The 16,665-nt window shown below is 63.3% G+C and carries 18 protein-coding genes and 2 pseudogenes; 9 read left to right on the top strand and 11 right to left on the bottom strand.

The annotated features are described in order from the left end of the window. Positions 1-52: 52 nt before the first annotated feature. Positions 53-1,684 carry a hypothetical protein gene (locus ACI2I1_RS13175; protein WP_404679460.1) on the bottom strand — a complete coding sequence of 544 codons (1,632 nt, stop codon included), beginning with the start codon at positions 1,682-1,684 and terminating at the stop codon, positions 53-55. Positions 1,685-1,778: 94 nt separating this feature from the next. Beyond that, positions 1,779-2,399, bottom strand: coding sequence for a TetR/AcrR family transcriptional regulator (locus ACI2I1_RS13170; RefSeq protein ID WP_404679459.1), 621 nt, complete (start codon positions 2,397-2,399; stop codon positions 1,779-1,781). 48 nt (positions 2,400-2,447) lie between these two features. Here ACI2I1_RS13170 and ACI2I1_RS13165 point away from each other — a divergent pair, with 48 nt between their 5' ends. Continuing rightward, a complete protein-coding gene (locus ACI2I1_RS13165) occupies positions 2,448-3,293 on the top strand; it encodes an oxidoreductase (protein WP_404679458.1) in 846 nt (281 codons plus the stop codon). A 40-nt stretch (positions 3,294-3,333) separates the two neighbouring features. Here the strand turns inward: ACI2I1_RS13165 and ACI2I1_RS13160 are convergent, their stop codons facing one another. Together ACI2I1_RS13160 and ACI2I1_RS13155 are read right to left on the bottom strand one after the other, a co-directional pair. Next, a complete protein-coding gene (locus tag ACI2I1_RS13160) occupies positions 3,334-3,987 on the bottom strand; it encodes a YqaA family protein (protein WP_224812924.1) in 654 nt (217 codons plus the stop codon). A gap of 65 nt (positions 3,988-4,052) precedes the next feature. Continuing rightward, a complete protein-coding gene (locus ACI2I1_RS13155; RefSeq protein WP_404679457.1) occupies positions 4,053-4,415 on the bottom strand; it encodes a hypothetical protein in 363 nt (120 codons plus the stop codon). Between the two features lie 266 nt (positions 4,416-4,681). Here ACI2I1_RS13155 and ACI2I1_RS13150 point away from each other — a divergent pair, with 266 nt between their 5' ends. From ACI2I1_RS13150 to ACI2I1_RS13125, 6 genes and pseudogenes are all read left to right on the top strand, one after another. Then, entirely contained in the window at positions 4,682-5,389 is a 708-nt protein-coding gene (locus ACI2I1_RS13150; protein ID WP_404679456.1) for a hypothetical protein, read from the top strand. Positions 5,390-5,519: 130 nt separating this feature from the next. Beyond that, positions 5,520-5,921: pseudogene (locus tag ACI2I1_RS13145) on the top strand (terminase large subunit domain-containing protein); the annotation flags it as partial. Further along, a pseudogene (locus tag ACI2I1_RS13140) lies at positions 5,917-6,144 on the top strand (DUF2793 domain-containing protein); the annotation flags it as partial. The pseudogenes ACI2I1_RS13145 and ACI2I1_RS13140, both read left to right, overlap by 5 nt. A 3-nt stretch (positions 6,145-6,147) precedes the next feature. Further along, the gene (locus ACI2I1_RS13135) at positions 6,148-6,318 is read left to right on the top strand and encodes a hypothetical protein (RefSeq protein ID WP_404679670.1); all 171 of its coding nucleotides are present in this window, start codon (positions 6,148-6,150) and stop codon (positions 6,316-6,318) included. Between the two features lie 200 nt (positions 6,319-6,518). Beyond that, complete coding sequence (locus ACI2I1_RS13130; protein WP_404679455.1) at positions 6,519-7,607, top strand: OmpA family protein; 1,089 nt, start codon at positions 6,519-6,521, stop codon at positions 7,605-7,607. Between the two features lie 95 nt (positions 7,608-7,702). Continuing rightward, positions 7,703-8,227, top strand: coding sequence for a superoxide dismutase family protein (locus tag ACI2I1_RS13125; protein ID WP_404679454.1), 525 nt, complete (start codon positions 7,703-7,705; stop codon positions 8,225-8,227). Here ACI2I1_RS13125 and ACI2I1_RS13120 read toward each other — a convergent pair whose 3' ends face one another. From ACI2I1_RS13120 to ACI2I1_RS13090, 7 genes are all read right to left on the bottom strand, one after another. Then, entirely contained in the window at positions 8,228-9,820 is a 1,593-nt protein-coding gene (locus ACI2I1_RS13120) for an MFS transporter (RefSeq protein ID WP_404679453.1), read from the bottom strand. 29 nt (positions 9,821-9,849) lie between these two features. Next, positions 9,850-10,545 (bottom strand): 7-cyano-7-deazaguanine synthase QueC, encoded by a 696-nt coding sequence (gene queC, locus ACI2I1_RS13115; protein WP_404679452.1) that lies wholly within the window; start codon positions 10,543-10,545, stop codon positions 9,850-9,852. Between the two features lie 37 nt (positions 10,546-10,582). Beyond that, positions 10,583-10,993 (bottom strand): hypothetical protein, encoded by a 411-nt coding sequence (locus ACI2I1_RS13110; RefSeq protein ID WP_404679451.1) that lies wholly within the window; start codon positions 10,991-10,993, stop codon positions 10,583-10,585. 111 nt (positions 10,994-11,104) lie between these two features. Then, positions 11,105-12,010 (bottom strand): Hsp33 family molecular chaperone HslO, encoded by a 906-nt coding sequence (locus tag ACI2I1_RS13105; protein ID WP_404679450.1) that lies wholly within the window; start codon positions 12,008-12,010, stop codon positions 11,105-11,107. Between the two features lie 48 nt (positions 12,011-12,058). Continuing rightward, a complete protein-coding gene (gene argF / locus ACI2I1_RS13100; protein WP_404679449.1) occupies positions 12,059-13,021 on the bottom strand; it encodes an ornithine carbamoyltransferase in 963 nt (320 codons plus the stop codon). After that, entirely contained in the window at positions 13,021-14,211 is a 1,191-nt protein-coding gene (locus ACI2I1_RS13095) for an aspartate aminotransferase family protein (RefSeq protein ID WP_404679448.1), read from the bottom strand. The genes argF and ACI2I1_RS13095 overlap by 1 nt, the downstream gene beginning before the upstream one ends. Before the next feature lie 134 nt (positions 14,212-14,345). Beyond that, positions 14,346-15,116 carry a cold-shock protein gene (locus ACI2I1_RS13090; RefSeq protein ID WP_404679447.1) on the bottom strand — a complete coding sequence of 257 codons (771 nt, stop codon included), beginning with the start codon at positions 15,114-15,116 and terminating at the stop codon, positions 14,346-14,348. Between the two features lie 258 nt (positions 15,117-15,374). On the opposite strand from ACI2I1_RS13090, the gene ACI2I1_RS13085 reads away from it, so the two are divergent. Further along, on the top strand, positions 15,375-16,175 hold the full coding sequence (locus ACI2I1_RS13085) for a TerC family protein (protein WP_221543668.1): 801 nt from the start codon (positions 15,375-15,377) through the stop codon (positions 16,173-16,175). A gap of 4 nt (positions 16,176-16,179) precedes the next feature. Further along, entirely contained in the window at positions 16,180-16,620 is a 441-nt protein-coding gene (locus tag ACI2I1_RS13080) for a TIGR01244 family sulfur transferase (RefSeq protein WP_404679446.1), read from the top strand. Positions 16,621-16,665 lie beyond the last annotated feature (45 nt).

The raw sequence follows: 16,665 nt of genomic DNA, 5'->3' as shown, positions 1-16,665 counted from the left end.
CCGAACACCCGCTTGATCGGTGGGCGCGGGCCCGGAACGCCGGATTCCCGCGCTATTCGCCGTAATAGATCGGACCCAGCGCATCGATCACCGCCAGCGCATCCACTGCCTGCGCGGAATTGGCCCCGCCATCATCCAGCAGCGCGATCGTCATCACGGTCTTGTATCCGGTCAGCGTGCGGGAGCGTTCGACGCCATATTGCGACTGGGTCAGATAGCGCTGGTAATCCTCCCGCCCGGCGATGTGGAAATGGGTCTTGCCCGCTTCCTGCGCGATTTCGGCGGCGCGCAGCAGGGTCATTTCCTGCACCATCGCGCCCGAGGTGGTGTTGCCGGTATATTCGACCTTCACCGTGCCATCCGGCAATTCGGTCTGCTCGAAGCCCGAGGTGCGCGGGATGCCATTGAGCAGGCCGACCCCCATCGTCACCGCAGCGCCCGCCAGCGCGGCGAGCACATTGGGGCGCGACTTCTTGTAATCGATCAGCTTGCGTTCCGATTCGGGCCGCATCAGCAGGTCCGGCGCCAGCGCCGCCAGCTTGGGCGATGTGCGTTCCGGCGCATCGCCCAGCGCGGGCAGAGCGGGCGCGTCGCTATCCGCCGTGGCGGCGGCATAGGCATCCCACAGATCGTCGGTGATGGGCGAGTGCTTGAAGTTCTTGCCCTCCAGCGCGGCGGCGGCATCGGCAAAGCGTCCCTCGTTCACCGCAATGCGCGCCTCGACCATGTCGGCATAGGGGTCGAACGCTCCGACCATGGACAGCTTGCGCACCAGCGTGTCGAGCCCGCCGGGCTTGGCCTCATCGCCCTTTGCCTCCGTAGACAGCGCCGCGCGCGCGGCTTCGACCCAGCGCCGCGCCGTCTCCGCATCGCCGGTGGCGGCATGGGCATAGGCGGTCCGCATCACCTTGCCGGTCGCGGCGAGCCATTTGCCCGCAAAGGCTTCGGCGCCGCCGCCCCGCATCATCTCCTCGAGCGTCGGCGGCGGCGGCATCTCCACCACCGGCTCGCCCGAGGTCGCCGCCAGCATGCGGAAATCGTCGAGAGTGCCCGCCAGCTGGCTCGTCAGCGAGCGGGTCGCCGGGTCGATCTGCGCCAGCGTCTGCCACAGCGCCGGGTCTGTCGGCGCGTCGCCATTGCCCGCGCGCAGGAAAGTGGCCACCCGCTGCACGGCGAGCGCATAGGGCCGCTTGGCCAGCGCCGCATCGGACAGCGCCAGCGCTTCCTCGCGCCGCCCCAGATCATTGAGCGCAATGGCGCGCAGCAGGTCGAGCGAGACCCCCATCGAGCGTTCGTAGAAGAAGTCGCCGTCATATTCGCGGCCCGCCGCACGCGCGGCCTCGAAATCCGCCAGCGCCTTGGCATATTCGCCCAGCTGCAGCTGCGCCGCCCCGCGGGCGCGCAGGACATGCGCCCGGCGCAAGGTCTGTTCGTCCAGCAGCTTGCCGCTGTCCAGCGCGCGGTTGCAGGCATTGACCACCGTGATCGGCTGAGCGCCTGGATTCTGGCCCGGCCAGCCGCCCCAGGAGGCGATCGTCGCCTCCCCCCGCATGCCGTCATCGCTGCGCTTGGGCTTGCGCAGCCCGTCGCAGCCGGCGAAATCCTCGCTCACCCCGGCCTGCGCCGGCACAGCCAGCACCAGCGCCAGCGACGCGAGGCCAAGCCCCGCCCATAAATTTTTCATGAATTCGATCCCCCCAAAGGATTGCCCAGATCGGCTTTATCCTAAGTGCCGAATTTTGAAATATGGTTTAAGAGGGGACACATCACGACGCGCCCTATCCCTCCGGCATCAGCGCACCCGCCATGGCGTGGGCGGCGGGGCGCAGGGTTTCGTCGGGCAGCTCGCCTGCGGTCCAGAAGGACAGGACGCCGCGGAAGGCGAAGGCCAATCGCTGGGGCAGGTCGGGATCGGCGGGAGACGCATCTGCCCCCACCGCCTTTTCCCAGAGCATCGTGGAATGATCGAGCACACGGACTGCCGGCTCATCCTGCCCCGCGGGCGGTGAACCGATCGCGCCCATCACCGCGCGGTTGACCTGCGGCTGGGCCAGCATGGTGTCCACCGCGATGTCGATCGCCAGCGCCACGCGGGTCGGCAGATCAGGCGGCACATCACCGGCGGGCGCTTCTGTCCCATAGCGGGCGATCATCGCGTCGATCCGCCGCGCCGACAGGGCGCGCATGATGGCCAGCTTGCTGCCGAAGCGGTTGAAGGGCGTCGCAAAGCTCACCCCCGCCTCCGCCGCCAGATCGCGCATGGAGAAATCCGCTTTGCCGGTGCGCAGCAGCCGCTCCGCCCCGTCGAGGATTTTCGCGCGCATCGCATCAGCGCGATCCGGGGTGGGGGCCGGGGCGCGCGTCGGGGTGCGGGTGGAACTTGTGTCTTTCTCTGCCATTGTTTATTTATATCATGATATATCTAAAAGCACAGGACGGAGTTTCGCATGACCACCCCGCAAACCAAGACATTTTTCATCACCGGCGTCAGTTCGGGCCTCGGCCGCGCCTTTGCCGAGGCCGCGCTGGCCGCCGGGCACCGCGTGGCGGGCACGGTGCGGCGGGCAGAGGACGGCGCGCAATTCGCCGCGCTGGACGGGGAGCGCGCCTTCCCCGTGACGCTGGACGTGACCGATTACGCGGCGATCCCCGCCGCCGTGGCTGCAGCCGAAGCCGCGCTCGGCCCGATCGACGTGCTGGTGAACAATGCGGGCTATGGGCACGAGGGCGTGCTGGAGGAATCCTCGCTTGAGGAGCTGGAGCGCCAGTTCGCCGCCAATGTCTATGGCCCGGTGGCGCTGATCCAGGCGGTGCTGCCTTCCATGCGCGCGCGGCGCAGCGGGCATGTGGTCAATGTGACCTCCATGGGCGGTTTCATCACCATGCCGGGAATCAGCTTCTATTGCGGCAGCAAGTTCGCGCTGGAAGGGATTTCGGAGGCGCTGGGCAAGGAGGTGGCGGCGCTCGGCATCCATGTCACCGCGCTGGCGCCGGGCCAGTTCCGCACCGACTGGGCGGGCCGCTCGATGCAGCGCACCCCGCGCACCATCGGCGACTATGATGCGGTGATGGATCCGCTGCGCGCCGCCCGCAAGGAAAAGAGCGGCAATCAGCCCAACGATCCCGCCAAGGCCGCCGCCGCGCTGCTCGAACTGGTGGCGAGCGACAATCCGCCCGCGCGCCTGCTGCTGGGCGAGGATGCGCTGGCGTTGGTGGAGCAGAAGCTGGACGCCGTGCGCGAGGAAATCGCCGCGTGGGAGGATGTGACCCGCTCCACCGGTTATGCCGGATGAAGTGAGGATTGGCGGCTGGCCCTTTGGCTGGCCGCCCTCTTCAGGCCGCCGGATTGACCTCGGTCGCGCCCGCGCAGACGCCGCCGTCCTCGTCGCTGCTGCCGCCCAGCTGGGTCAGCACCAGCACGCCGCCCACCACCAGCACCACGAAGACCGTCGTCACCGTGCCGAGGTACTTGTCGATCACGCGCTTGATCGGCGCGCCGAAGACGCGGAACAATATGCCCACCGTCATGAAGATGAGCGCGCGGGCGAACAGGCTCGACAGCACGAAGGTGACGAGGTTCATGCCCACGAAGCCCGCCGTGATCGTCAGCAGCTTGAACGGCACCGGCGTGGCGCCCGCGATCAGGATCGCCTCGAAATCATATTCGCGCAAATGGCAGGCGGCGACGGGGAAGGCCTCGGTCAGGCCGAGCGCGTCTATCAGCCACACGCCCACCGTATCGTACAGTCCCCAGCCGATCGCATAGCCCAGCAGCGCGCCCGCGACCGAGGCCAGCGTGGCGACGAGTGCGAACTTCACCGCCTTCTTCGGCTCGGCCAGGCACATGAGGCCCAGCAGCGGATGCGGCGGGATCGGGAAGAAAGAGGATTCGACGAAGCAGAAGAACGCCAGCCACCACACCGCATAGGGGTGCGAGGCCTTGTCCATGGTCCATTCGTAAAGCCCGCGAAGCGGTTTCATCAGCATGGCGAGGCGTTTAGGGGCTGATGCGGGGCCGGGCAAGCGGGTGTGTTCACTCGGAAATGAAGATCTTATATCGCTCTAAGCGTGAAATTGATCTGATTGTCTCGGACACGCCCGATCGTGTAGGACCAATTTTGCTCGTCCAGGAAATTGCAGTAATCGAGGCTGGCGCAGGAGATCCCAAGCCTGCTGCTTATTTCCGCGATCAACTGATCTTCGCAGCGTTGATCCATGGTGATGTTCACCGAGTAAGTGAAATCAGTCTCGAAATCGTATTCGCCCACGGTCTGGTTCTCAATCCGGGCGCTCGAGCATAGCGGAAGGCCGGTCTTCTTCTCGAAGAACGCCGGGGTTTCCAGCCGGACTTCGCCGCAAGCCATCAAGCCACATGCGCCAAGGACGGCTATCATGTTGAAAACAGACTTCATCATTCGAGTTCTCGGTTGCTGTCGCCGGGACAAGGACGAACACTGACACAGGCCGCTTGGGATACAAGTCGAAAGAAGTGGGTGTATTGGGGACGAATACCTCGCTGCCGAGGACGACCCAACCGATTATAACCCATTTGGTTCTTTGTGCTTGACATCGTCACGCTGTTCTGGCACATAACAGGAACATCGCGATGGTGTGATTCGAACGGGCGGGGCCTTCTCAAAAGGCTGCCGCCCGTTTTGCGTTTTCGAGCAGATGGAGGACGATGATGAGCAGGCCGGAGGAGATCGGGGCCGGGGCGGCGGCAGCGTGGCCCGTGTGGATGGAGCCGTTCCTGGCCGCGCTGCGGGCGGGGCACGGGGTGCGGCGCGCGGCGGGCATGGCGGGGGTGGCCCTCTCCACCGCCTATGACTGGCGGCGGCGCGATGCCGAGTTCGCCTTCGACTGGGACGATGCGCGCGGCCGGCCCGTGGTGGGCGCGGCCTGCTGGGGCGGCGCGCGGCGCACGGGGCCGCGCAAGGTCGCGCTGTTCCTGGAGGCGCTGGCCGAAAGCTCCAACGTGCGCGCGGCGGCGGCGGCGGCGGGGCTGGCGGTGCGGACGGTCTATCACCTGCGCCGCACCGATGCCGATTTCGCGCGCCAGTGGTATGCCGCGCTGGCCGAGGGTTACGACAATCTGGAGATGGAGCTGCTGGCGCATCTGCGCGCGGGCGGGGAAACCGGTGGGGACGTTCCGGGCAGCGAGAGCCAGAGCGCGCCGGTGCGCAAGTTCGACACCGCCGCCGCGCTGCGCAGCCTGGCCGCCCACCGCGAGAGCGTGGCGCGCGAGAAAGGCCGCCGCGCGCTGGCCGACGAGGCGGCGACCATCGCCTCGATCAACCGCAAGATCGACCAGCTGCGCCTGCGCGGTCAGGCGAATGAGGAGGCCATCCGCGCCTCGCGCAAACGGGCGGCGAAACGTGCCCGGGGCTGAGGGCATGGACGGGGGCGTGGGCGCTCCAGATGCGCCGCCCTCCCCCATTCCTTCTCCCATCCCGTCGAGGGGCGTGTGGCTGCGGCGCGGCGGGCGTGAGGGCGAGCGGGACCGCGCCATTCTGGGCGACATGCTCACCCCGCACGAACTCGCCGCGCTGGGCAGCTATTACTGGGAAGGCTGGGCGCGCGACGAGCAATTGCCGCCGCAGCGCCACGCGGACCAGCCCTGGCGCATCTGGCTGATCTGCGCGGGCCGCGGCTTCGGCAAGACGCGCGCGGGCGCCGAATGGGTGCGCGATGTGGCGCGCAGCGATCCCGCCGCGCGCATCGCGCTGGTCGGGGCGACGCTGGCCGAGGTCCGCAGCGTGATGGTGGAAGGCGACAGCGGCGTGCTGGCCGCCGCGCCCGGCGCGCTGCCCCCGCATTACGAACCCAGCCTGCGCCGCCTGACATGGGAGAACGGGGCCACGGCCTGGCTCTATTCCGCCGGCGAGCCCGAGGCCCTGCGCGGCCCCCAGCACAGCCATGCTTCCGGGCCAGGCCCAGAAGGAATTCACGTTCAACGAAGCCATGGCCCGGATCGACATGCTGCTTCATCCGGAAGTGACCGGCGAGCGGTCGCAGGAACCCGCCGATCCCGTGGCAGGCGAAACATTTCTCGTCGGCAGCGGTGCGGACGGCGTTTTTTCCGGCCGTGCCGGATCGTTGGCCAATTGGGATGGCGAACAGTGGACATTCATCGCACCGCGGGCGGGAATGATGGCTTTCGACCGTGAGAGAGCGGCGCTGCTGCGCTTTTCCGAGGGGACATGGGCACATGTGCAAGCGCCTGCTCTCCCTGAAGGCGGCGCGGTAATCGACCAGGAGGCCCGCCAGGCGATCGAGGAACTGGCGGCTGGATTGAAACAATCCGGCATTTTTTCTTGAACTGTCCGGAACCAGCAATGACCCGCGACGTTACGCATCCGACACGGAAGGGGGTTACCGCCCGGAAATCCTTGTTTACACTTTGGGAATTGCGGCATTCTTGCAACAGTTCCCGACTATTGCCCGCTTGCCAGCGTGGTGACGCAGTTCTAAATACGCGGCACTCGGTGGCTCCAATTCGCAAAAAGGGGAAATAACTAATGCGGAAATTAGTCATAGGAATGGCGATGGCCTCAACGGCCCTTGCATCGCCAGCCCTCGCAAGGGATAATTCTTGGTACATCGGTGGCGAATTCGGCCCGATGCTTGCCGAAGACATGACCCTGTCGGACAGCAACGATGGTACGGCGCCTGCGCTCGACATCGATTATGAATATGGTTTCGATGGCGGCGGCTATGTCGGTTACGATTTCGGCGCTTTCCGTCTGGAAACCGAAGTCAGCTACCGCGATGCTGACCACGACGAAGTTCAGGTTGAAGGCCTGGGTTCGTTCCCGACCAGCGGTTCGACCAACTCGCTCGCATTCATGCTCAACGGCATGTTCGACTTCGGTCCCGACGACGGCCTCCAGGGCTACGTCGGTGGTGGTGCCGGTGTTGCACGCACCAGCCTCGAAGGCCAAATCGCAGTACCGGGCGCAGCCGACCCGTTCATCGACGATTCGTCGACCGACTTCGCTTGGCAGATCCTTGCCGGCATTCGCGCTCCGCTGACCGACAATGTCGACGTTGGCCTGCGCTATCGCATGTTCACTGCCGAAGACGTGTCGCTCGTCGACAACACCGGCGCAGAACGTGACGGCAAGTTCCGCACCCACTCGCTGATGGGTACGCTGAGCTACAACTTCGGCGCACCTGCTGCGGTAATCCCGCCGCCGCCGCCGCCGCCGCCGCCGCCGCCGCCGCCTCCCCCGCCGCCGCCGCCGCCGGCTCCGGTCTGCCAGCAGGGCCCGTACATTGTCTTCTTCAACTGGGACAAGTCGGACATCACGCCTGAAGCAGCAACGATCCTCGACAACGCGGTTTCGGCTTACGCCAACTGCGGTATGGCTTCGGTCATGCTCGCTGGCCACACCGACACCTCGGGTTCGGCGCAGTACAACATCGGCCTCGCCGAGCGTCGTAACTCGTCGGTTCGCGACTACCTCACCTCACGTGGTGTTCCCGGTGGCCGCATCTCGAGCGAAGCCTTCGGTGAAACGCAGCTTCGCGTTCCGACCGCCGACGGCGTCCGCGAACTCCAGAACCGCCGTGTGGAAGTTACCTACGGTCCGGGTTCGGGCATGTAATTCACTCTTCGGAGTTGAAACATCGAGAAGGGGTCGGAGCAATCCGGCCCCTTTTTCGTTGGTTGGGCGTGATCACAACCAAAAGGATAGAACATATGCGTATGATGCTCGCCGCTCCGCTAGCCGCAATGGCCTTGGCGGGATGCTCCACCATGGACAATTTCTCCGCCAGCCCGCTCGCTGAGGCCCAGCTGACCCGTGCAAATGGCGTGCCAGTGGGAACCGCCCAGCTGGTTTCGGACGGCAGCACCCTGTCGCTTGCAATGGTCGCCACGGGGCTCGAGCCGGGAGCGCATGGTTTTCACCTCCACACCACCGGTCGCTGCGAAGGGCCCGATTTCAAAAGTGCAGGCGGGCATCTCAACCCGCTGAACCGCGAGCATGGCTCGCTCAATCCCGAAGGCAAGCATGTCGGGGACATGCCCAATCTGGAAGTTGGGACGTCGCGCACCGCCAGCACGACGATCGACATCGGTCCGGATACCGCCGCCTATCGCAACTATCTCTTCGATGCCGACGGCACGGCGATCGTCATCCACGCCGGTCCTGACGACTACCGCACCGATCCCGCAGGCGACGCAGGCTCGCGTGTAGCCTGCGGCGTTCTTACGATGAGCTGATCAGGAAGCTATCTCTTCGCCTGCCGCGCGGGCCCGGTCGAGCAGCGTACGCTCCGCCTCGGGCACTGTGCGGTGGGCAATGAAGAGCAGGACGAGGCCGATGGGTACGGCGATAAGCAGGCTCAGGCCACCTGTAGAAAGGCTGCCGGTCATGCTGGAGACCTGCCCCGCCATGTAGGGCCCAAGTGCCAGACCCACGAGCGTTGTCGACAGGAAGAAGGTCGCCGTTGCCGTGCCGCGCATGCGGGGCAACACCAGATCCTGAGACGTGGCGGCCGCAGCCCCGAGGGCCGAGCTGCCGAACAGCGATTGCAGGAAAGCGACCACGTAGAACACGAGCGGATCGGTCGTGGTGAACATGGTGTAGAGGAAGGGCGCCGCGCCCACGAGCCCGATGCCCACCACCAAAAGGCGGCCCGTTGCATGCTTCTGACGCAGGCGGTCTGCCAGCCACCCGCCGCTAATGATGCCGAGGAAACCGCCGAGAGCGCCCGGCCCGCCGATCCAGAAACCCGCTGTCGAGGGGGCCTCTTCCAGTATGCGGATCGCATAGGGCGCCGCCCAGAAGGAGGCGGCGTAGGACATGAAGGCGACCATGCCGTAAGCAAGGATCGTGCTCAGGAAAGCGGGCGTCCCCCAGATCAGCGTGAAGGCCGGTTCATCGCGGCGCTTGAGCGTCGAGGCCCAGGAGAAGATGGCATAATAGCCGATGCCCACCGCAATCCATTGCTGCGCATTGCCGGTTATCCGGGTCAGCACATAGGCAAGCGCGCCAATGACCACAGCCCCTGCGATATTGAGCGCGATGCCGCCAACTCCCGCCCTGGCCGCGCCGATTAGCGTGAAGGGCGGAATCACCGCAATCAGTTCGCGGAAGAAGCCGCGGAAAGGCTCTTGTGAAGGAGGGGTGATGATGCCGTCGCTCTGGCCGCGAACCGGTTCCTTCAAGGTAAAGACCAGCAATGCGAGCAGAAGTCCGGGAAGGCCGACGATAATGAAGGCCGCCTGCCATCCGGCGAGGCCCAGCGGCGGGTTGTCGGGGAAGCTGGAATTCCAGTTCTCGACGATTGCGCCGCCGATGAGAAGCGAGATGCCGCCCCCGATATAAAGCCCCGAAGAATAGATCGCGAGCGCGGTCGCGCGCATCTTTTTCGGAAACCAGTCGGAAATGAGCGAATAGGCGCTGGGGCTGGCCGTGGCTTCGCCGACGCCCACACCGATGCGCGCGACGCTAAGCGTGGTGAAATTACGCGCGAATCCAGACAGGGCAGTGAAAGCCGACCAGATCGCAAGGCCCGCGGTCATCAGCCGGATGCGGTGCCAGCTATCCGCCAGTTTGCCCAGGGGAATGCCGAACAGGGCGTAGAAAACACCGAAGGCCGTACCGTAAAGGAAGCCGATCTGATCATCGCGCAAACCTAAATCCGCCTTGATGTCCTCCGCCAGGATGGAAATGATGTTGCGGTCGACGAAATTGAGAACATAGACCACGACAAGTACGCTCAGCGCATACCAACTATAGGCCGGGACCTTGTCCAACCCCGCAGTTTCTCTGGGATTTTCGACGGTCTCCGGACGTGCGTTCTGATTCAATGTTCTACTCTCCCGAGCCTTTGCGGCCCTTATGAGTAGACAGTCGTATCGACAACTCCGGCTTCTTCAAACCCTTTTTGCCGCAGGCGACAGGAATCGCATTCGCCGCAGGCCAGCCCTCCCGGGGTCGGATCATAGCAAGACCAGCTCCAGGCTGGATCGAGGCCGAGCCGCGCGCATTCGCGGGCAATGTCGGCCTTGGTCATGTATTGCAGCGGCGCGTGGATCGTGAATGGTGAGCCCTCCACACCCTGTTTCGTACCGAGACGGGCCGTTTCCGCAAAGCTCTCGATAAATTCGGGGCGACAGTCCGGATAGCCGGAATAATCGAGCGCATTCACGCCGATAAAGATATCACGCGACCCCGAAGTCTCGGCAAAGGCCGTCGTCAGGGCGAGAAAAACCAGATTGCGCGCCGGGACATACGTAACCGGAATGGCATCCTCTTCCACCCCGGACTTTGGCACGTCGATATCGGCGGTCAGCGCCGATCCGCCGAATTTCCTGAGGTCGAGGGGTAATTCGACGTGGCGCTCCACGCCCAGCATTTCCGCGATCGCCTTGGCCGATTGCAATTCGCGGCTGTGGCGCTGGCCGTAATCGATGGTCAGGGCGTGGACAGCATGGCCGCGCTCGCGCGCAAGGGCAGCGGAAACCATGGAGTCGAGCCCGCCTGAAAGCAGCACGACCGCAGGGCCCGGAGCTTCTGAATTCACCTTGGTCATGGCTTGTCCGCTAGCGTTAGCGCACCTGCCCTGCAAGTCAGCGGCAGGATCCGGTCCGGCGCGCTTCAGCGGAAAACTGGAACGGGCGCCCGTCTGCGATGCCCTGACTGTCGACCTGGACCAGGCCGGAATTCTCACGCCGGATATTCGTGCGACCATATCCATTGCCGCGGCAGGTGTACTGCACAGTCACTTGCGCTTTTCCGTCTTCGACAACGAAGCGATTGCAGCTGTCTCCGGCATGGCGCAGCTGGATGAACTCGCGGCCGCTCCGCACGCAGATATTCCGCGGTGCGCTGCCGTCGCGATACCGAAGTTCCCAGCCGCCACGATCAAGCGTGTCGAGCATGGCAAGCGATGCCTGCGCAACGACCGGCGCGCCAATTGCAAGCGCACCGAGTGCGAAAAGGCCGGCAACAGTTCGGTATGGTTTCTTCGATTTCATCATGATCTTCTATCTATCAAACGCCGCGCGTTGTTGCGGTTCTAGTCCCTTGGCGGTGAACAGCACCATAACATCGCCGAAACGAAATTGCTTCTTTGTTTTTAGAGGGTCCGTTCAGGCCTCGATCGGGAACTGGCGAGAACAGAATGCGCAATCCACGCTAATGATCCCGTCGGCGTTGCGCATTTCTTCGCGGTCGGCCTCAGGAAATTTCATCAGCACGTCGCGGTAGTGTTCGACCGAACAGCGACACCCCTTCCCGATTGCCTGACCCTGTTCCACCAGCACTTCGCTTTCCTCGTGGAACAAGCGCCAGACGATCGCTTCGAGCGAAAGGTCCGACGAGAGAAGCTCTTCATGCTTGAGCGACCCTCCCAGAATAGCGACATGCTCCCATTCCGGATGGTCGAGCCGCGCATGCAGGCGCTCGCGCCCCTCTTCGCCATCGGGCAAGTTTTGTAGCAGCATGCCCGCGGCAAACGATTTGCCGCCGTCGGACCGGATGGCTGTGCGGATAAGGGTCGGAACCTGCTCGGATTGCAGGAAATATGTCTCGCACGCCTCGGCCAGTGTTTCCCCTTCGAGCGGCACGATACCCTGATAGCGGCCCTTGCCGGTGGCAAGGTCGAAGGTGATCGCGAGATAACCTTTGCCGAACAGCGCGAAAAGCGAGGGATTGGCTCCCAGTGCAGCCAGCCGATCTTCGTCGAAATCGACATAGCCGCGAAGTTCGCCGCCCTTGTAATCGCACACGAGCAGATTGATCGCGCCGGCTTCCGTCTGGGCCTGCATGGTGACCTGCGATCCGTCTTCCTTCACCAGCGAGCCCATCAGCGTGATGAGCACGAGCGCTTCTGCAAGAATATGCGTGATCGGAGCAGGATAATCATGCGCCGACAATATATCGTCGAGCGTGCTGTCCAGCCGCACCAGACGTCCGCGCGCATCGCGCGAAGGGATCGTGAATTTCAGCGTGCGACCGGCGAAGGTTTCTTCATTGGCGTGTGTCGTAGAAGTCATGGGCGCACATATGGAGAGCGTAGCGGCGGTTTTACAGACCCCCGCGCATCAACCAAGCAAGCCGAAGCTCCAGAGCAACACCGACTTTTGCGCATGAATGCGGTTTTCGGCTTCGTCGAAAACGACCGATTGCGCGCTTTCGAACACATCTTCGGTTACCTCGTCACCCACATGGGCCGGCAGGCAATGGAGGAACCGCGCATCGGATTTGGCGAGTTCCATGAGCTGCTTATTGACCTGGAAGGGCGCCATGGCTGCGATCTTGTTGTGGGCATGATCCTGCCCCATCGAAACCCAGGTATCGGTCACGATAATGTCTGCCCCGCGCGCTGCCTCCGAAGCGTCGTGCGTAAGCGTGACCTGAGCGCCGCCCTGACGCGCCATCTCCACGAATTCTGCTTCCGGCTCATATCCGCTGGGCACGCCCACCCGCACATTGAACTTGAAGAGCCCAGCCGCCTCGAGAACGGAATGGAGAACATTGTTGACATCGCCAAGCCAGGCCAGTTCCAGCCCCGGCAGCGCCTTGCCCTTTTCGACCACCGTCAGCAGATCGGCGACGATCTGGCACGGGTGGGACCGGTCGGTCAGACCGTTGATCACTGGGACATGCGCGTAGTGGGCCAGCTCCTCGGCCTTTGCATGATCGTCCGTCCGGATCATGATGGCATCGACCATCCGGCTCAGCACCCGCGCGGTGTCGGCTATGCTTTCCCCCCGACCGAGCTGGCTCGTCCCTGAATCGAGGATGAGAGCCGATCCACCGAGCTGTCGCATCCCGATGTCGAAGCTGACGCGGGTCCGGGTGGAGTTCTTCTCGAAGATCATGCCGAGCACATGACCGGCAAGCGGAGCATCGGCATCGGGCTTGCCCTTGGGCCATCCCTGACGCGCCGTCTTCCTGTCCTGCGCATCCGCCAGCATGGCGGCGATCGCATCTCCGCCCGCATCCGACAGGTCGAGAAAATTCCTCACCGCCGGAGCCAGATCGAGCGCGTCGCCGCCCGCCATCAGTTTGCCGCCGGATCGAAGCTTGCCGCGCCGGCAGAAAGCTTGTCGAAGAATTCGTCGAATTCTGCATCATCGGCCACCAGCGGCGGCAGGACGCGCAGCGTCTGGTCGCCCGCAGCCACGGTCAACAACTGGTGATTGTCCCGCAGATGGACGAAGAAGGGCCGGCTCTCGACCTTCATCCGAAGGCCGAGCATCAAGCCCTTGCCCCGCACGAAATCGAACAATTCGGGATAATTGCCGATGAACTGCTCGAGGCGGCTACGCAGACGCTCGCCCTTTTCGGTGACTTCCGCGAGGAATTCATCATTAGCTACGGCATCCATCACCGCCGTTCCTGCAGCCATGGCGAGCGGATTGCCGCCATAGGTCGAACCGTGCGTGCCGAACCCCATGCCCCGCGCAGCTTTCTCCGTCGCCATGCAGGCACCTAGCGGGAAACCGCCGCCGATACCCTTGGCAGTTGCCATGATGTCCGGTTCGACGCCGTAATGTTCATAGGCGTAGAGCTTGCCCGTACGCGCCACCCCGCACTGCACTTCGTCGAATACGAGCATGAGGTCATGCTCGTCACAAAGAGCCTTGAGGCCGCGAATGAATTCATCCGAAGCGGGACGGATGCCGCCTTCGCCCTGGATCGGTTCGACGAGGAAGCCGGCGGTCTTGTCGGTTACCAGGGCTTTCGCGCTTTCGAGATTGTCGAACTCCGCATATTGGAACCCGGCCAACAGGGGCATGAAGCCCTTGTGCATCTTTTCCTGATTGGACGCGCTGATCGTCGCCATCGTCCGGCCGTGAAAGGCGTTGGTGAAGGTGATCAGTTCGGTGCGGTTGGCGTCCCCGTCTTCGTGCTGGTGATAGGCACGTGCGGTCTTGATGGCAGCTTCGACGGCTTCCGCACCCGAATTGGTGAAGAAGACGGTGTCCGCGAAAGTCTTGTCGACCAGCCGCTGCGCCAATGCTTCGCCCTGCGGGCTTCCGTAAAGATTGGAGACATGCATCAATGTCTCTGCCTGTTTCTGGATCGCGCCGATCAGGCCTTCGTGGCTATGCCCGAGCAGATTGACTGCGATGCCGCTGGCGAAATCCAGATAGCGCGTACCGTCCTCATCGATCAGATGGCAGTGATCGCCCGCGACAGGGCGCACGCCGCAACGGGGATAAACGGGCATCAGCGGGCTGATCGACATTCTCAGGACTCTCCTCACGAGTATCAAAGACAAATGGCGGCCCCGGAACGGGAGCCGCCATCTGCGTGTTTGCCAGCGATCTATTCCTTCATGCGGCGTTGGTCAAACGGCAGCGGAAGGAGTGGTCATCTACCTTATTCGGCAGGAACCAGATTGACCGCGGAATATTTGCCGCGTCGGTCGACCTCGAGGTCGAATTCGTAGCGCTCACCCTCATTCAGCGTGGAGAGGCCCGAACGTTCCACGGCGCTGATGTGGACGAATGCGTCCGGCTGGCCATCGTCGCGCGTCAGGAAGCCGAAGCCCTTCATCGAATTGAAGAACTTTACCGTACCGCTCGCTCTTTCGCCGGTCAGTTCGCGGCGCGGTGCCGCTGCCTTCTGTTCGACTTCGATCACGTCACCGACAACCTGAAGATCCTGCGCCGACACCTTGCCGCCGCGATCCACGAGGTTGAATTCCAGTTCCTGACCTTCGGCGAGACCTTCGAGGCCCGCGCGTTCGACAGCGCTGATGTGGACGAAGATATCTTCACCACCGGTTTCCTGCTGGATAAAGCCGAAGCCCTTCTGCGAATTGAAGAACTTTACCGTACCCTTGCCGGTGCCCACGACCTGTGCGGGCATGCGGTTGCCGCCGCCACCGCCGCCACGAGGGCCGCCGCCGAAGCCGCCGCCACCGCCGCGATTACCGCCGCCGAAGCCGCCACCGCCACGGTTGCCACCGCCGAAACCACCACGCTCACCGCCGCCGCCGAAACCGCCGCCGCCATAGCCGCCGCGGTCACCACCACCGAAGCCGCCACCCTGATCGAAACCGCCGGGAGAACCACCGAACGGATCAAAATCTTCGCCGATATTGTCCCGCTTGTCCCGTCCCCGGCGCCGCCCTTTGTCGTAACCCATAAGTCGTAAAATACCTTGTCGCGCAGCCGAGTAATCATTCACTCGGGCACGCAGGCTGCGAGGCGTACCCGGCGTTTGCGCATGAGAGAATCTGGAAAATCCCCCCCGCATTACTCGCATGCATAGCGTGAAAGATCGCTTCTTGCGAATATTTTAGCGCACAATCGTGTTCTGACGCACGAATGTGACATTTTAGCATGGTGAAATCGGGTAGAATTCGCCCTTGCCAGCACATGACGGGTTGGGCATCGGTGGCTCATGGACCTGATTGCACTGTTTTCCGATCCCGCCGCCTGGCTGGCGCTGCTTACTCTCATCGCGCTGGAAGTGGTGCTGGGGGTGGACAATCTCATCTTCATTGCGATTCTTTCCAACAAGCTGCCCGAACACCAACAGCAGAAAGCACGCAGAATCGGGCTTTCTCTCGCCCTGGTGATGCGCATCGGCCTGCTGATGCTCATCGGCTGGATCGTCACTCTCCAGGAGCCGCTATTCGATCTGGGCATTCAGGGCGCGCCGAGCGCCTATGGTGAACCGACCTTCGAAACCGCTTTTTCAGGGCGGGATCTGATCCTTCTGGTGGGCGGACTTTTCCTGCTGTGGAAGGCAACGAAGGAAATCCATCATTCGATGGAGCCGGAAGACAATTCCGGCGATCTGCTCGACAAAACCCCCGGCACCGGAGAAGCTGTGACTGCGGCATTCGGTACGGTCATCGCCCAGATTGTCGCAATCGATCTAGTCTTTTCCGTCGATTCGATTCTCACAGCCGTCGGCATGACCGATGAGATCGCAATCATGGTCATCGCCGTGGTCATAACCGTGGGCGTCATGATGATCGCCGCCGACCCACTAGCGAGATTTATCGAGAAGAATCCGACCTTGGTCATGCTGGCGCTCGCTTTCCTGGTCATGATCGGCCTCGTGCTCATCGCCGATGGTTTCGGCTTCCACGTGCCCAAGGGGTATATCTACGCCGCAATGGGATTCTCGGTCGGTGTCGAATTGCTCAACATGGTGCAGCGAAACCGGCGGGCCAGAAAAGCCAAGGAGGCGTAAGGCAATGGTCGAATTCAAGCAACTGCGCGAGGGAATGCTCGCATCGCCCCAGATCGAGGCCGGGGACGTCGCGCGTGCCAAAGAGGCTGGCGTAACCCTCATCATCAACAACCGACCCGATGGCGAGGCCGGCGATCAGCCTGCCGGAGCGGACATCGAAGCAGCGGCCCAAGCCAATGGCATCGCCTATCGATCGATCCCGGTAAGTTCGGCCGGCTTCAGCCTGCCGCAGATCGAGGAGATGAAGGCCGCTCTGGATGAGGCGGACGGCACGGTTCTGGCTTTCTGCCGCTCAGGTACACGCTCGACCATCCTGTGGGCTCTTGCGAAAGCCAAGTCCGGCGCGCCCGTCGATCAGCTCTCCGATGACGCTTCAGCCGCCGGTTATGACCTTTCAGGCATCCAGCCGACCATGAAAATGTTGAGCCGTCAGTCCGGCAGCTAGGCTCAATCGATAAAAACCAATTGCTGCCAGCGGCAGCGGTTGCTC

Source organism: Qipengyuania sp. NPDC077563, assembly GCF_044901345.1.
Classification (GTDB): domain Bacteria; phylum Pseudomonadota; class Alphaproteobacteria; order Sphingomonadales; family Sphingomonadaceae; genus Qipengyuania; species Qipengyuania aestuarii.
The sequence above is the reverse complement of the archived record's forward strand: the minus strand, read 5'-3'. Positions and strand labels throughout refer to the sequence as shown.

Bases quoted from the DNA above. Each gene is read 5' to 3' on its own strand.
- ACI2I1_RS13175 (WP_404679460.1), bottom strand. From the start codon at position 1,684: ATGAAAAATTTATGGGCGGGGCTTGGCCTCGCGTCGCTGGCGCTGGTG.
- ACI2I1_RS13170 (WP_404679459.1), bottom strand. From the start codon at position 2,399: ATGGCAGAGAAAGACACAAGTTCCACCCGCACCCCGACGCGCGCCCCG.
- ACI2I1_RS13165 (WP_404679458.1), top strand. From the start codon at position 2,448: ATGACCACCCCGCAAACCAAGACATTTTTCATCACCGGCGTCAGTTCG.
- ACI2I1_RS13160 (WP_224812924.1), bottom strand. From the start codon at position 3,987: ATGCTGATGAAACCGCTTCGCGGGCTTTACGAATGGACCATGGACAAG.
- ACI2I1_RS13155 (WP_404679457.1), bottom strand. From the start codon at position 4,415: ATGATGAAGTCTGTTTTCAACATGATAGCCGTCCTTGGCGCATGTGGC.
- ACI2I1_RS13150 (WP_404679456.1), top strand. From the start codon at position 4,682: ATGATGAGCAGGCCGGAGGAGATCGGGGCCGGGGCGGCGGCAGCGTGG.
- ACI2I1_RS13135 (WP_404679670.1), top strand. From the start codon at position 6,148: ATGATGGCTTTCGACCGTGAGAGAGCGGCGCTGCTGCGCTTTTCCGAG.
- ACI2I1_RS13130 (WP_404679455.1), top strand. From the start codon at position 6,519: ATGCGGAAATTAGTCATAGGAATGGCGATGGCCTCAACGGCCCTTGCA.
- ACI2I1_RS13125 (WP_404679454.1), top strand. From the start codon at position 7,703: ATGCGTATGATGCTCGCCGCTCCGCTAGCCGCAATGGCCTTGGCGGGA.
- queC (WP_404679452.1), bottom strand. From the start codon at position 10,545: ATGACCAAGGTGAATTCAGAAGCTCCGGGCCCTGCGGTCGTGCTGCTT.
- ACI2I1_RS13110 (WP_404679451.1), bottom strand. From the start codon at position 10,993: ATGATGAAATCGAAGAAACCATACCGAACTGTTGCCGGCCTTTTCGCA.
- ACI2I1_RS13105 (WP_404679450.1), bottom strand. From the start codon at position 12,010: ATGACTTCTACGACACACGCCAATGAAGAAACCTTCGCCGGTCGCACG.
- argF (WP_404679449.1), bottom strand. From the start codon at position 13,021: ATGGCGGGCGGCGACGCGCTCGATCTGGCTCCGGCGGTGAGGAATTTT.
- ACI2I1_RS13095 (WP_404679448.1), bottom strand. From the start codon at position 14,211: ATGTCGATCAGCCCGCTGATGCCCGTTTATCCCCGTTGCGGCGTGCGC.
- ACI2I1_RS13090 (WP_404679447.1), bottom strand. From the start codon at position 15,116: ATGGGTTACGACAAAGGGCGGCGCCGGGGACGGGACAAGCGGGACAAT.
- ACI2I1_RS13085 (WP_221543668.1), top strand. From the start codon at position 15,375: ATGGACCTGATTGCACTGTTTTCCGATCCCGCCGCCTGGCTGGCGCTG.
- ACI2I1_RS13080 (WP_404679446.1), top strand. From the start codon at position 16,180: ATGGTCGAATTCAAGCAACTGCGCGAGGGAATGCTCGCATCGCCCCAG.